This window comes from Paenibacillus sp. FSL R5-0636 (assembly GCF_037974255.1).
Classification (GTDB): Bacteria; Bacillota; Bacilli; order Paenibacillales; family Paenibacillaceae; genus Paenibacillus_AQ; species Paenibacillus_AQ odorifer.
Genome location: NZ_CP150232.1, coordinates 6,863,703 through 6,877,040, shown reverse-complemented (window position 1 = coordinate 6,877,040; position 13,338 = coordinate 6,863,703). Strand labels below are relative to the sequence as shown.

The 13,338-nt window shown below is 43.4% G+C and carries 14 protein-coding genes; 11 read left to right on the top strand and 3 right to left on the bottom strand.

The features are described 5' to 3' along the window. Window positions 1-286: 286 nt before the first annotated feature. The 6 genes from MKX34_RS31360 (at window position 287) to hmpA (ending at window position 5,270) form a co-directional block, all read left to right on the top strand. Complete coding sequence (locus MKX34_RS31360) at window positions 287-691, top strand: pentapeptide repeat-containing protein (protein ID WP_141118434.1); 405 nt, start codon at window positions 287-289, stop codon at window positions 689-691. A 112-nt stretch (window positions 692-803) separates the two neighbouring features. Next, on the top strand, window positions 804-1,499 hold the full coding sequence (locus MKX34_RS31355; protein WP_036682255.1) for a response regulator transcription factor: 696 nt from the start codon (window positions 804-806) through the stop codon (window positions 1,497-1,499). Window positions 1,500-1,607: 108 nt separating this feature from the next. Beyond that, on the top strand, window positions 1,608-2,459 hold the full coding sequence (locus MKX34_RS31350; protein WP_038573816.1) for a D-Ala-D-Ala carboxypeptidase VanY: 852 nt from the start codon (window positions 1,608-1,610) through the stop codon (window positions 2,457-2,459). Then, the gene (locus MKX34_RS31345) at window positions 2,459-2,980 is read left to right on the top strand and encodes a VanZ family protein (protein ID WP_051491230.1); all 522 of its coding nucleotides are present in this window, start codon (window positions 2,459-2,461) and stop codon (window positions 2,978-2,980) included. Before MKX34_RS31350 ends, MKX34_RS31345 begins: the two co-directional genes overlap by 1 nt. Window positions 2,981-3,018: 38 nt before the next feature. Beyond that, a complete protein-coding gene (locus tag MKX34_RS31340; RefSeq protein WP_036682251.1) occupies window positions 3,019-3,855 on the top strand; it encodes a YitT family protein in 837 nt (278 codons plus the stop codon). A 209-nt stretch (window positions 3,856-4,064) separates the two neighbouring features. After that, complete coding sequence (gene hmpA / locus MKX34_RS31335) at window positions 4,065-5,270, top strand: NO-inducible flavohemoprotein (protein ID WP_076296995.1); 1,206 nt, start codon at window positions 4,065-4,067, stop codon at window positions 5,268-5,270. A 63-nt stretch (window positions 5,271-5,333) separates the two neighbouring features. Here the strand turns inward: hmpA and MKX34_RS31330 are convergent, their stop codons facing one another. Beyond that, the gene (locus MKX34_RS31330; RefSeq protein WP_076296996.1) at window positions 5,334-6,440 is read right to left on the bottom strand and encodes a DUF4163 domain-containing protein; all 1,107 of its coding nucleotides are present in this window, start codon (window positions 6,438-6,440) and stop codon (window positions 5,334-5,336) included. A gap of 185 nt (window positions 6,441-6,625) precedes the next feature. Next, window positions 6,626-7,474 carry a metallophosphoesterase gene (locus tag MKX34_RS31325; RefSeq protein ID WP_076296997.1) on the bottom strand — a complete coding sequence of 283 codons (849 nt, stop codon included), beginning with the start codon at window positions 7,472-7,474 and terminating at the stop codon, window positions 6,626-6,628. 108 nt (window positions 7,475-7,582) lie between these two features. Here MKX34_RS31325 and MKX34_RS31320 point away from each other — a divergent pair, with 108 nt between their 5' ends. The 3 genes from MKX34_RS31320 to MKX34_RS31310 all read left to right on the top strand — a co-directional run bounded on the left by MKX34_RS31320 (window position 7,583) and on the right by MKX34_RS31310 (window position 10,024). Continuing rightward, complete coding sequence (locus tag MKX34_RS31320) at window positions 7,583-8,404, top strand: methyl-accepting chemotaxis protein (RefSeq protein ID WP_036682244.1); 822 nt, start codon at window positions 7,583-7,585, stop codon at window positions 8,402-8,404. 80 nt (window positions 8,405-8,484) lie between these two features. After that, window positions 8,485-8,763 (top strand): hypothetical protein, encoded by a 279-nt coding sequence (locus MKX34_RS31315; RefSeq protein WP_038573810.1) that lies wholly within the window; start codon window positions 8,485-8,487, stop codon window positions 8,761-8,763. A 139-nt stretch (window positions 8,764-8,902) separates the two neighbouring features. Then, on the top strand, window positions 8,903-10,024 hold the full coding sequence (locus tag MKX34_RS31310; protein ID WP_036682240.1) for a nitric oxide synthase oxygenase: 1,122 nt from the start codon (window positions 8,903-8,905) through the stop codon (window positions 10,022-10,024). A gap of 121 nt (window positions 10,025-10,145) precedes the next feature. On the opposite strand, the gene MKX34_RS31305 is transcribed toward MKX34_RS31310, so the two are convergent. Beyond that, on the bottom strand, window positions 10,146-10,787 hold the full coding sequence (locus MKX34_RS31305) for a helix-turn-helix domain-containing protein (protein WP_036682238.1): 642 nt from the start codon (window positions 10,785-10,787) through the stop codon (window positions 10,146-10,148). Between the two features lie 187 nt (window positions 10,788-10,974). Here MKX34_RS31305 and MKX34_RS31300 point away from each other — a divergent pair, with 187 nt between their 5' ends. Both MKX34_RS31300 and MKX34_RS31295 read left to right on the top strand, forming a co-directional pair. After that, window positions 10,975-11,727 carry an SDR family NAD(P)-dependent oxidoreductase gene (locus MKX34_RS31300; RefSeq protein WP_038573803.1) on the top strand — a complete coding sequence of 251 codons (753 nt, stop codon included), beginning with the start codon at window positions 10,975-10,977 and terminating at the stop codon, window positions 11,725-11,727. Between the two features lie 163 nt (window positions 11,728-11,890). Next, window positions 11,891-13,306 carry a hypothetical protein gene (locus tag MKX34_RS31295; protein ID WP_076099744.1) on the top strand — a complete coding sequence of 472 codons (1,416 nt, stop codon included), beginning with the start codon at window positions 11,891-11,893 and terminating at the stop codon, window positions 13,304-13,306. Window positions 13,307-13,338 lie beyond the last annotated feature (32 nt).

Sequence of the window (13,338 nt, the reverse complement as noted above, 5' to 3'; positions counted from 1 at the left end):
CCCCTCTCCATTAAAATTTATCAGAAAAGAACTCCAGCAAGATGTGTGGAAAGCCTTAAACACCCTATCAGAAGCTAATCGTATAGTCACAATTCTCTACTATATCGACAATTACAAGGTTAGGGAAATCGCCGATTTCCTTGATTTATCCAGCGAAGCTGTTGAGAGTAGACTCCGTAGATCAAGAGCGATCTTAAAAAGGGAGATGTTGAGTACAGTGAATAATAATCTTAGTGAAAACAAATTACAGGACGAATTTAAGAAGAGAGTCTTTCAGGATGAAAGAATGACTGAAACGAATTTTCGCCGTGTGGCTATGGGCCAGAGTGAATTTGATGATATTGATATGCATAAGACAAACTTCTCCAATGTAAATATGGAGGGGACCGGATTCGATAATATTAATATGAGCAGTACCACCTTTAATGACATCAATATGCATTCTGTTAAGTTTAATGAAGTGGGGCTGTGGGAAATAGAGGTTAGTAACAGTGAACTAGGAGAGGCTTATTTCCACGATATTCATTTGTACGGCAAAGGCAATAAGTTTGAGCGATGCCAGCTGAACGGGACATCCTTTGTAGATTGTGATCTTTCGAATGTGGATATAAGAGACTGCAATCTTTCAGGCGTCACAGTAAATGGTATTTCATTAGAGCTATTGTTAGACAGCTATAATAAAAGTAAATAAACTATATAAATCATAGATTTAATTGGAAACCACTTCTTTCTAGGAGTGGTTTTTGAGTTTAGGGTATAATGGATGAAGAGTGTACAGCACAACCTATAGGAGTGAAAAATAGATGAAGCGCATCACCATTTTAATTGCGGATGATGAGGCGGAAATTGCCGACTTGGTGGCCTTGCATTTGCAAAAAGAGGGGTATCATATCCTCAAAGTGTCCGATGGAAGGGCAGCGGTACAAGCCATTGAGTCGCAAACGATAGATTTGGCGATTCTGGATATTATGATGCCGGGGCTGGATGGTTACGAGGTAACCCGCCATATTCGGGAGCATCATCATCTGCCGATTATTTTTCTGAGTGCTAAAACTTCCGATCTTGATAAAATCACCGGACTGGTTATGGGCGCAGATGATTATATGACCAAACCGTTTAATCCAATGGAGCTGGTCGCCCGGGTTAATTCCCAGTTGCGGCGTTCCATACAATTCAGTCAGCCCGCAGCCATAACTAAATCGGTGCTAGAGGTTCGGGGATTGATGATTTCACCGGATGAGCATACGGTTACTCTTTATGGTGAGGTCATAGAGTTAACTCCAAAAGAGTTTGATATTTTGCATTTATTGGTTAGCCATCCCAAGCAGGTGTTTAGTGCGGAGAGCATTTTTCAACAGGTGTGGGGCGATGCTTATTATGAGAGTGGGAACACGGTCATGGTGCATATCCGTACCTTGCGCAAAAAGCTGGGCGAAGACATCAATAAGAATAAATTCATTAAGACGATCTGGGGCGTTGGATATACTTTTAATGGGTAAAGCCAGTGAAGTTTATATATTTTAAGAAAAACTTTATATTTGTCCCGCCTTTTCTTTAAAGTGTCTTCGTTATTCTATTCCTATCAAGGAAATGGGAGGACATTGCTGATGAAGAAGTGGGGCTTTTTGGCGTTGGTTGTGTTGTTGCTTGGGTATGCAGCGGCTCGTTATTTACCGAATACGGGCAATTTAGGATACGATGATAAGATTCGCAAAGAATCTATTACAAATAACAATAGTTTAGAGGTGGTAACACAAGATCAGGTGTATCAAGGGGATTTGTTGCTGGTGAATAGACAATACCCGGTACATGAGGATAGTGTGAAGCCTGATATCGTGACCTTATATGAGCAGGCGGATCTGGTGCAGGGTTATGGACTGCTGGATACCTCGATTCGTTTGTCTGAAAGTGTAGCGCATAAATTCAATAAGATGGTCAAAGCTGCCGAAAAAGAGGGTGTGAATCATTTTTTAATTAGCAGCGGGTACAGGGACTTTGAAGAGCAAGAGAAATTATATCAGGAAAAAGGCTCGGACTATGCTTTACCGGCGCAATACAGTGAACATAATTTAGGATTATCTCTGGATATCGGGTCGTCCCAAGCAGAAATGAGTAAAGCGCCTGAAGGAAAATGGCTGCAAAAAAATGCTTGGAAATACGGCTTTATTCTCCGCTATCCGAAAGACAAAACCGAGATTACGGGGATAAAATATGAACCCTGGCATTTCCGTTATGTAGGGTTGCCGCACAGCGCCATTATTCATGAGAAAGGGCTTGTGTTAGAGCAATATTTGGATTTCTTGAAGGAGAACAAAGAGATTTCGACAACAGTAGACGGTAAAGCTTATACAGTAAGTTATTTTCCGGTATCCAAATACACTACGATCAAAATTCCACAGGAAGGGCAATATATGACTTCAGGCGATAACATGGATGGCATAATTGTTACTACATATTAATGACTAAAGAGCCGAAAAAAAAGTCTGCTATAAACCTTTTGCTGGCAGCGATATTTATCGTCTATATGTATTTTTTAATCCGAATTATTTTATTTAAAGGTGCACCGGTTAACTTATTATCGCTTTTGGATCAAGCGGGACGTATGTTTGAACATCCAGACAGGATTTTTAATCGGCGTGGCAACTATATCCCTTTTAAGGAGATCTCACGGGGGATGGACAATCTGTCACTTTCAGATCCTTTTTCATCTATTAATTTAGTAGGGAATCTGTTGGCTTTTATTCCATTTGGGATCTTGGTGCCTATGCTGTTATCGCAAAAAGTAAGGCTGTTTCAAAGAGTCTTCTTTCTCTCACTGGCGCTGAGCTTCTGTTTTGAATTCACGCAATTAGTATTGTATATCGGTACCTTTGATGTGGATGATCTTATTTTGAACACTAGCGGTGGGGTGGTTGGTTACTGTATCTATAGACTGTTGACTTCTTTCGGATGGATTGCATCTATATCAAAGCGGTGTTAGTATTTGTGGATATAGATCTAGGGTAGAAGGGGCATCGTATGAAAAAGCGTATTTCGGATATTGTTTCCATCATAGTAGGAGCTTTGTTATTCTCCTTGGCCGTTAATTTGTTTGTAATTCCAAACGAGTTCGGTGAAGGCGGGGTCACGGGACTGACTATGATTACTTACTATTTGTATCAGTGGTCACCCGGTATTGTTAGTTTGATTCTTAACGCTTTATTATTAATTGTGGGGTACAAATTTCTAGACAAAACTACGACGGTATACACGATTATTGCGGTGTTTTTCAATTCGTTATTCCTGATTCTTACGAAAAATTGGAATATTGGCAGTGATGAGTTGATAATTAATGCAATATTCGGGGGTATCTTCTCAGGTGTGGGGATCGGGCTGATTATACGAGTGGGTGGAACGACTGCAGGGTCAACCATCATCGCCAGAATCCTACATAAATATTTGGACTGGAACGTTAGTTACGCACTGCTGCTCGTCGATTTAATTGTGGTGTTCGCTTCGTATTTCATCATTGGAGTACAAAGTCTGATGTTTACGATCGTGATGCTCTATGTAGCCACTAAGATAATGGACTTCATTATTGAGGGAGTGAACCCTAAGAAGGCTGTTACGATTGTATCCCAAGAGCAGGACAAAATTGCTGAACAGGTTAATGGAATTATGGATAGAGGCGTCACAGTAATATATGGCCGTGGGTACTATACCAAGACACCTAAAGAGCTGCTGTATATTGTGATTAGCAAGCAGGAAGTGACTATGCTTAAGAAAATCGTCAAATCCATTGATAAAGAGGCATTTATTACCATACACGATGTAAGAGATGTATTCGGAGAAGGGTTTGTGGAGCTGTCAAAATAATAAGATAAAAAGCTATCCCGGAAGCTATAATGGCTGCTTGGATAGCTTTTTTTGATTTTGGGTACGTTATTGTGATGGATATCATTGCAATTATTGGTTCGTTCACATTTTTTCAATTTCCCGTGTGATTGAACGCACACTATGGCATGCGAAGCTTCTATATGCTTTTTATAGAGGAATTAATTTATTGCAGGAAAGAGGGTATTTAGATGTTAGATCAACAAACAATTGAAATCATAAAATCAACGGTGCCTGTCTTGCAGGTTCATGGGAAGACCATCACAACTACTTTCTATCGCATGTTATTTGAAAATCATCCGGAGTTACTAAATATATTTAATCACGCCAACCAACGGGAAGGTAAACAGCAGACTGCACTTGCTAACGCCGTACTCGCGGCGGCAATGAATATTGATCAGCTAGGAAATATCTTGCCTGTGGTAAAACAGATTGCGGAGAAACATCGGGCATTGGGAGTATTACCTGAACATTATCCCATCGTAGGTGAGACTTTGTTAGCTGCCATTGGGCAAGTACTTGGCGATGCGGCGACGCCAGAAATTATTGATGCTTGGGCAAAGGCGTATGGCGTGATCGCAGATGCCTTTATTGGTGTCGAAGCAGAGAAGTATCGTGAGGCTGCCGAAATTCCCGGGGGTTGGAGTGGATTTAGAAACTTTGTGGTTACTAAGAAGGTTAAAGAAAGTGAACTTATTACTTCCTTCTACCTTTCTCCTGAGGACGGAGGGGCTATAGCTTCTTACTTGCCGGGTCAATACATCACGGTTCGTGTTCAGCCTGAGGACGAGGAATACACCCATGTTCGCCACTATAGTTTGTCCAGTGCGCCGGGACAGTCGTATTACCGCATCACAGTTAAACGGGAAGGTGAGGGGCCCGATAAACCGGCTGGTGTCGTATCTACTTTCCTTCATGATGTTGTTCAAGTGGGATCTATATTGGAAGTGAGCTCGCCAGCGGGTGATTTCGTACTAAATAAAGATAGTGATCGTCCAGTGGTTCTTATCAGCGGTGGGGTTGGACTAACCCCTATGGTAAGTATGCTGGAGACGTTAATTGCTACGCAGCTAGAACGAGAGGTAACGTACATTCATGCAGCCATCAATGGAAGCTTGCATGCTATGAAAGAAATGGTGGCGGATTTAGAGCAGTCCCATCCTACCCTACGATCCTATGTATGTTATGAAACCCCAAGTGAAGGAGATACGTTCCATAAAACAGGTTATATTGATCTAGCTTGCCTGCAAGAAGTAACAGACGTAAACTCTGAATTCTATTTCTGCGGACCGACTCCTTTTATGAAGGCGATATATAAGGCTCTTAAGGAATGGAAGGTGGCTGAAGACAGAATTCATTATGAATTCTTCGGCCCGGCTGGAAGTTTGGAAGCATAAGCTGTAAAACCAAAAGAGCGTCCCAGTCCTAATGACTGTGACGCTCTTTTTTACAATAGAAGTTTATTTGAAGGCAGCGAATGGGTTAGTTCCCTTTGGTAATATTGAACTGAAATTAAAGGTGTACGTAGGAATTCCAGCCGCATAAGGGGCAATTTCATACTGTTGGTAGAAGATTGCAAGGCCACTCTCGGAAACGTAGAAGTTTGGTTTTTCTGTTAGTCCGCCAGGTGTATCTGGAAAAGCTAGCTCCTTGGTGCTTTCCTTCAACATTTTATCTAATTTTTGTTTGTAGTTTGGCTCTGCCTTCAGCAGGTCCTTAAGTTCTATTGGTTTGCCGTCTTTCAGCGAGAAGGTAAATCCCTCACGAAGGGCTCCACCATGAGCTCCACCTGTATAACCATACTGATCCGTCACTAAGCTTAGTACACCTTCACGGTTAAAGGAGACAACAAAAGTTTGAGAGAAGTCATATTTATTCTCTATAGTGCCATCTCTATGACTAGCCTGTTCTTCGCTCTCTGCGACGAATTGTTCAGCTTGCTTTTTGAAGATTGCATTAATCTTAGTTTGTACTTCATCTGTTAAGCCGCTGATTTTTGGATATTGCACTTTGATACTAGCATTTTTATTACTCTTATCTAAGGTTTCAGAGGTAATTTTGATGTCATTCATTACTTTTTTACTTAGATCAAGTGATTTCAATGAAGGATTATAAACGCCTTGCACTCCTAAATAGTCAGACAAGAGTTTGAATGGAACATAAATCCGGTCGTTGATGACCTTCACATCATGACTGCCGGTCATGCTATAAATGTAATAGCCATTCAGGGTTGTACTAACACCGTAATCTGAGACCTCCATGTCCAGCTTCATGGAATCGCTGCCCACACTATAAGTTTTAGTGCTTGCATTATAGTTAATGGAAAGGCCAAAAGCATCCCGTAGTACAGTTAAAGGGATCATGGTATTGCCGTTTACTATTTTCGCTTGCTGCGATAAGGTCTGGCCTTTATATTTAAGCACTACAGAGGGTTGCTGTGCGGCTTGTTTTACCGTATTTCCTCCGGTAGTTGCGGCTTGAACTAAAGTTCCTCCTACTAGTCCCGACCCTCCAAGCAATACTCCAGCAGCCAAGATGGCTGAGGTCCATTTCATACTTTTATTCATAACTTAATCTCTCCTTCCCAAGGATGGGCTTATGTAGTTGCAATATGATATTTTTTCCTCTATCACTCCTACAATTATACCTAGGTCCTAAATAGATTTGATTACAAAGGCGGTTACAGTGTTGTTGCATAGATATGCAAAAGGTATATACTTTTTAACCATTTTGTACGATTAAGACACTAGCATTAAGAATGTAAAGTAATTACGGTGAGCTCGGGGCGACAATTAAAACGAACAGGCATACGAGTTACTCCTATCCCGCGAGTGGTGTAGACCTGAAGTTGGCTGTTGGGCAGTTGATATAATCCACTTGAATATTTACTTCCGTGAGGCGGGGTATATAAAGCTCCGATAAAGGGAAGCCGCACTTGGCCTCCGTGGCTATGGCCAGACAATTGCAGATCTATAGGCAGCTTGCAAAAGTCATCGGCGAAATCAGGTTCATGGGCAAGGAGAATTGTGCAAGCCTCTTCCGGGATATGAAGCAGCGCTTGGGCAATGTCTGCTTTTCCGACCCAAGGATCATCTATTCCGGCAATATAGAGCTTGTCCGTACCTTGGGTTAAGACGATATGTTCATTATGGAGCACGTGGAAGCCCGATTGTGTTAGCCCTTTCGTTACAACCTTTCTGGTCCCAAAAGCATCATGATTGCCTAATACTGCAAATTGTCCAAAAGGAGCCCGCAACTGAGAGCACAAGGCTACGGCTTCTGAAATATAATCGGCTGAATGATCTAATAAATCGCCGGTGAAGCAGATCAGATAAGGCTTTACCTGTTGAATTTGCTGCGCTAACTCCGTTAAAGCTTGCGGCTTGGAATATACCCCCTGATGTAAATCACTAAAATGAACGATACGAAATTTATCGAAGGCTGGAGAAAGTCTAGGGAGTGTAATATCTACGTATTTGATTTCTAGCCAGTAGGGTTCGATCCAATGTGAATAGATGCCGGATGCACCAGCTGTTCCAAGAAGGCCTAGAGTTACTTGAGCGCTTTTCTGTAGAAATTGTCGTCTGCTAATAGTATTCATAAACAAATCATACGTGGGGATTGTTACTCTACTATGACAATATTCATTTAATAACCCATTGTGACGATAAAACTACATATACATTTTTTTTATATGGGAGATGAAGAGATGAGTATTATCGATGCCTTAGTCCTCGCAGCACCTTATTTCAAAAAGATTCACTCGCAGGATATTATGATTGGAATCACGGACAGGGAGATCTTCCATTATTACGCACCAAGTAAAGTTATTGATCTCGGATTGGTTAAGGGTAACCCTATTCCGCCTGAAGATCTGTCGCTTTCAAATGGACTGAAAGGTATAGCAAGCTCTAACCGAATCCCAGCAGAAATTTATGGAGCTCCTGTAATCTCAACATGTGTACCTATCTACGGAACGGATGATGATGTAATCGGGGTTTTTGCCATTGCCTATACACTAGAGAACGAGAATAAGCTTGAAGGATTCACAGATGAGATTAATGAGATAAGCAGTCATCTAATGGAGATGGTGCAGAGCGTAGCTGCCCAATCTCAGGAATTATCAGCTACTTCCCAGCAAATATTGGATAACACGCGTAGAGCCGTAACGGAATCACAAGAAGTGAATAAGGTTGCCGGCTTCATTCGTGAGATTTCTGAGCAGACGAACCTGCTTGGGCTGAATGCGGCAATCGAAGCCGCGCGTGTAGGAGAGCAAGGGGCAGGTTTTGGGGTGGTTGCTACGGAAGTACGCAAACTATCCGTTAACACTAAAGAAGCAACCCATAATATTGAAAAATCACTGAGTGATGTTCAAAAGTCCATTAAGCAAATGGAGCAAGAAATTGAAGCAATCTCCGCTTCTTCACACTCACAAGCAGAATTGGTCACTGAATTCAGCGGTGTCATTGAGCGCCTGAATAAAGCGAGTAATGAAATGACGTCCTTTATGCAATCCATTATCCAGTAGATAGTGAATGCATAAGATTACTTCACCCAAACCATGCTAGAAGAGAACAGGCGCATTTCAGAAGGGAGCGTATTTCATTTATGAAACAACCCGATTCCAGTCTGCAAGCGAATGACAATGTAACTCAAGCCAAAAATTCTTTGGGTAAGCTTCATTTCTCTGTCTCTCAGGCACTTAGTCATCCAACAGAACAGACTTTGGCACAGGCTGAGAACCGCCTGGCACATACTGAGCAGGCGATTCAGCAAGCTCAGGACTGGCTAGGTCCTCAAGGTGTGGAGTTGGCTGAAGAACTGTTGACCGAGGATAAGAGCAGACTTGCCTCATTGAATAAGCAAGGGAAACGTTCAGAGCGCTAAATGGTCCTGCCGCAACCTGTGAAGCTCCAAGCTTCACGGGTTGTTCTTATGCGCTGTTCCCTGAAAGATGTGGCATAGGAAGAGGGATGTTATACTGGATTGAGAGTTTAAGCAAGGGTTTAGATGGGGGATAAGGGATATGGATGGCAAGCACATCGAAGAATTAACCCGGCAGGCGGAAGTTTTCATTCGACAATGTTACGCTGAACTAGACAAGTCTGAAGCCGAGACGGATCATCGCATCCTAGCCGTACATGAGGAAATTAACCAATCAGGCAGTTACACACATACAAAGGAAGAATTAGCGCATGGTGCAAGAATGGCCTGGCGCCACAATAGCCGCTGCATTGGGCGTCTTTTTTGGCAATCCATTGAGTTAATCGATGAACGCCAAGCAGAGACTGAGGAACAAGTTGCTGAAGCGTTGCTGCGACATCTGGAAAAGGCGAACAACGGAGGACGTATTCGTTCACTCATCACGGTCTTCCGCAGCGGGGAAGATCCGAATCGGCAGATTCGGATCTGGAACCACCAATTGATTCGTTATGCCGGGTACCCTGGCGATGAAGAACACGAACGCGCTGGCGATCCGGCATCGGATGAATTCACAAAAATATGCCAGCAACTAGGTTGGCAAGGAACGGGTGGCGATTATGATGTGTTGCCGTTAGTGATCAGTATTGGCAACGGGCATCCCTACGTTTTCCCCATTCCTGATCACTTAATTCAGGAGGTACCGTTAACACATCCTGAAATTGAACGTTTTGCTGAGCTTCAGCTTCGTTGGTATTCTGTACCCATTATCGCGGACATGCAGTTGGAAATTGGCGGTATTCTGTACACGGCTGCTCCTTTTAACGGTTGGTACATGGAGACTGAAATCGGCTCGCGTAACTTGGGGGATACCGGACGATACAACACTTTGCCAGCTATAGCTGATGTGATGGGACTGGATCGCTCCAGCAATACAACGCTTTGGAAGGATCGGGCGCTTCTTGAGCTGAATCGCGCAGTGCTGCATTCCTTCAAGCAAGCAGGTGTCAGCATCGTGGATCACCATACAGCAGCTGATCAATTTGTTCGATTCCAGCAACAGGAGAACGAGCAGGGGCGCAAAGTCTCAGGGCGCTGGTCCTGGCTGATTCCGCCTATGTCACCCTCGTCTACACCGATTTGGCATGATCGTACGTTAAAAGAATATGATTTCAGCCCTCGTTTTCTTTATCAACAATCACCCGTGGCAACCTGCCCATTTCACTAGCAGACGAAGGCAGTATAGGTCGCAACTTGAATCTGGATAGAGGCATTTTCCTTGGAAATGTCTCTTTTTGTTTGACTATAGAAAAAGCGCCAAGTTCCCCTCCTAAGGAAACTGGCGCTTTTTAGGCTTTTAAATGATCCAGAAAAATTTGTTTGAGCAGCTCAAGCTGATCGTCGGAGTCTAGATCCGATTCCAGCAGGAGAATATTTTTTTTCATCGTTAGTTTTCTGGAAAAGAGGGCAAAGCTATTCATGAGCGTAATTAAGGTCTCTTTTACGGGGAGACCCGCACGAATAGAACCGTCTTCTACCCCATTTTGAATGATTCTGGAATATTCATGCCAAATTTTGCGGTTGAGTGCATTGAAACTCAGAACATCCTCAACAGGCTCACTTGAGTGTGAGGCGTAGCTTTCGAAATTGACCATAAAAATAATACTTAGATGATTTTGATCCTGAATAAAGAAATCAAATAATTTCTCGATTTGTTCAAGACAAGTAAGGGGCAAGTCCGCTACGTATTTAAAATGATCGAGCATAGGCTCCAGCATTCGGGTGGCTACAGCCACTATGAGCTTTTCTTTTCTAGGAAAATAGCGAAATAACGTCGCAATCCCGATATTGGCTTCGCTTGCGACATCTTGCATCGTCGACTTTTCGATTCCTTTTTGTGAAAATACTCGTTCTGCGGATTCGAGGATCGTAATTAATCGTTGCTGCTTACCTTCGGATCGTTCTTTTTCATATCGTGTTTTAGGATTCATGAGGGCTAGACCCTTCCATTTTTTGATTGGGATTTTCAATTATTAGTATTATATCCACCGTTTATTGGATTAAGCAAGGAGTAGTTGTAGTTCTTTTACAAAAATGATATGATGTATATCACAGTGATAGTGTGACTATCATCACTCAAATATTATATCACAATACGATTATAGAGGAGACCTAATTATGAATCGTCTAACTAATAAAGTAGCAATTATTACAGGTGCAGGCAGTGGCATGGGCCGTGAAGAAGCCCTTTTATTGTCCAAAGAGGGCGCTACAGTTGTGGCAACTGATATTAACGAGGCTGCCGTACAAGCAGTTGTGAAGGAAATTGAAGCAAATGGTGGACAAGCAGCAGCTTATGCACATAATGTGGCTTCCGAAGAAGACTGGATCAAGGTTGTAGAAGATGTGATTAGCAAGTTCGGGAAAATCGACATTTTGGTAAACAATGCAGGGATCTCATTCCCGGTTCAATTGCTCGAATCCACTGTTGATCAATGGAACAAAGTAATGAACATCAACGTGAGCAGCGTATTCCTTGGCATGAAGCATGTTGTTCCTCAAATGAAGAATAATAAAGGTGGTTCTATCGTTAATATTTCATCCATCGCAGGTTTGACTGGCAGCAGCGGTGCTGGTGCTTATACAGCTTCTAAAGGTGCAGTTCGTATGCTAAGTAAAGCAGCAGCTGTAGACTTTGGTAAAGATAACATTCGTGTGAACTCTGTTCACCCAGGATTTATCGAAACCCCAATGAGTGCTGAATTTGTAAATAACGAAAAAATGCATAGCTTCTTTATGTCTCAGACTGCGCTGCCACGTGTTGGTCGTGCTTCTGAAGTAGCTGAAGCTGTATTGTTCTTGGCTTCTGATGAAGCTTCTTACATTACAGGTGTTGAGCTGCCGGTTGATGGCGGAGTCGTAGCTAAATAATAATCTTTAATTAAGAAACACTAAGAAGCCGTCCCATACGTAGATTTTCTCTACGCGCGGGACGGCTTCTTTTGCTGTTTTAGGTCTATTTCTACCGAACATTAGCCTACACCCCTGCATACCATATAGCACTCGGATAGTAGGAGAAGGGTGTGGTGCAGAGATGGGCATCCAGTTAATAGCGCTCCATTATGTATATCTGGCATTTATCATATTTATAATGGCACTTCTGATCAAGAGACGGGACACAACGATGATCTGTATTGCGGGCATCTTTGTACTTGGGTGGTTAGCCACGGAAACCGTCAGTGGTTCAGTCACAGGTGTATTCAACTCTTTTGTATATGCAACCAAGGAGCTAATGGGTACGATCATGATTATTTCGATCATAGTAGCCATGAGCCGGGTATTAACACGCACGGGGATTAACGAGATCATGGTTGCTCCACTTACCCGCTTTTTGCGCACACCGTTCATAGCCTTTTGGGGGATCGGTCTGATTATGATGGTCACCTCATGGTTCTTCTGGCCTTCACCCGCAGTGGCCTTGATCGGGGTTGTGCTGCTGCCGGTTGCCATTCGAGTGGGACTGCCTGCTCTTGGAGCGGCGATGGCAATGAATTTATTTGGCCACGGGATTGCACTCTCAGGTGATTATATTATTCAAGGTGCGCCTAAATTAACAGCAGATGCGGCAGGACTTCCAGTGACCAGTGTCATGGAGGCGAGTGTTCCGCTTGTAATTGTTATGGGCGTGGTGACTACGATAACGGCGTATTGGATGATGCGCAGAGATCAGAAGAAGGGAACTTGGCGAGACGGGCTTATTGCCGGGAAAAGTGCCGGGAGTGCGTTATCTGCAGAGAATGATACGGCAGAGGATCCAGCGGTGATTCATCCAGCATTGAAAAAATGGCTGGCCATCGCCATTCCCATCCTGTTTTTAGCCGATGTAGCAGGCATGTTCCTGCTCGATTTGCAGGGTGGAGACGCAACTGCCTTAGTTGGTGGAACTGCGGTATTCATTCTGGTTGTAGTCACCTTGTTGGCACATCGTAATAAAGGATTGGAGCAAGTAACTTCTTATCTGATTGATGGACTTACGTTTGGCTTCAAAGTATTTGGTCCTGTGATACCGATTGCCGCTTTTTTCTATCTGGGGGATTCGGCGTTTGCTGAATTATTCGGCAAAGTGCTGCCCGCCGCATCTCAGGGGATTGTAAATGATCTAGGGGTCGCTCTAGCTCATAACGTCCCTCTGAACGGCGCAGTGGGTGCTGTGACCGCAACTATAACCGGAGCCATTACAGGCCTAGATGGTTCAGGGTTCTCGGGCATTTCACTTGCCGGGTCTATTGGGAAATTGTTTGCGGTGGCCACACATTCCGATGCGGCGACTTTAACTGCGCTGGGTCAGGTAGCTGCAATTTGGGTAGGTGGAGGCACGCTGATTCCGTGGGCATTGATTCCGGCCGCCGCTATTTGCGGAGTAAGCCCCTTTGAGCTGGCGAGACGGAATGTTAAGCCTGTACTCATTGGGCTGGTTGTCACGACGATTGTCGCCATGTTTCTGGTGTAGAGGTTGGATAACTATAGGAAACCAAAAAAAGG

Excerpts from the sequence above, each read along its gene's own strand:
- MKX34_RS31345 (WP_051491230.1), top strand. The coding sequence starts at position 2,459 with ATGACTAAAGAGCCGAAAAAAAAGTCTGCTATAAACCTTTTGCTGGCA.
- MKX34_RS31305 (WP_036682238.1), bottom strand. The coding sequence starts at position 10,787 with ATGAATCCTAAAACACGATATGAAAAAGAACGATCCGAAGGTAAGCAG.
- hmpA (WP_076296995.1), top strand. The coding sequence starts at position 4,065 with ATGTTAGATCAACAAACAATTGAAATCATAAAATCAACGGTGCCTGTC.
- MKX34_RS31295 (WP_076099744.1), top strand. The coding sequence starts at position 11,891 with ATGGGCATCCAGTTAATAGCGCTCCATTATGTATATCTGGCATTTATC.
- MKX34_RS31350 (WP_038573816.1), top strand. The coding sequence starts at position 1,608 with ATGAAGAAGTGGGGCTTTTTGGCGTTGGTTGTGTTGTTGCTTGGGTAT.
- MKX34_RS31360 (WP_141118434.1), top strand. The coding sequence starts at position 287 with ATGACTGAAACGAATTTTCGCCGTGTGGCTATGGGCCAGAGTGAATTT.
- MKX34_RS31330 (WP_076296996.1), bottom strand. The coding sequence starts at position 6,440 with ATGAATAAAAGTATGAAATGGACCTCAGCCATCTTGGCTGCTGGAGTA.
- MKX34_RS31320 (WP_036682244.1), top strand. The coding sequence starts at position 7,583 with ATGAGTATTATCGATGCCTTAGTCCTCGCAGCACCTTATTTCAAAAAG.
- MKX34_RS31300 (WP_038573803.1), top strand. The coding sequence starts at position 10,975 with ATGAATCGTCTAACTAATAAAGTAGCAATTATTACAGGTGCAGGCAGT.
- MKX34_RS31340 (WP_036682251.1), top strand. The coding sequence starts at position 3,019 with ATGAAAAAGCGTATTTCGGATATTGTTTCCATCATAGTAGGAGCTTTG.
- MKX34_RS31315 (WP_038573810.1), top strand. The coding sequence starts at position 8,485 with ATGAAACAACCCGATTCCAGTCTGCAAGCGAATGACAATGTAACTCAA.
- MKX34_RS31355 (WP_036682255.1), top strand. The coding sequence starts at position 804 with ATGAAGCGCATCACCATTTTAATTGCGGATGATGAGGCGGAAATTGCC.
- MKX34_RS31325 (WP_076296997.1), bottom strand. The coding sequence starts at position 7,474 with ATGAATACTATTAGCAGACGACAATTTCTACAGAAAAGCGCTCAAGTA.
- MKX34_RS31310 (WP_036682240.1), top strand. The coding sequence starts at position 8,903 with ATGGATGGCAAGCACATCGAAGAATTAACCCGGCAGGCGGAAGTTTTC.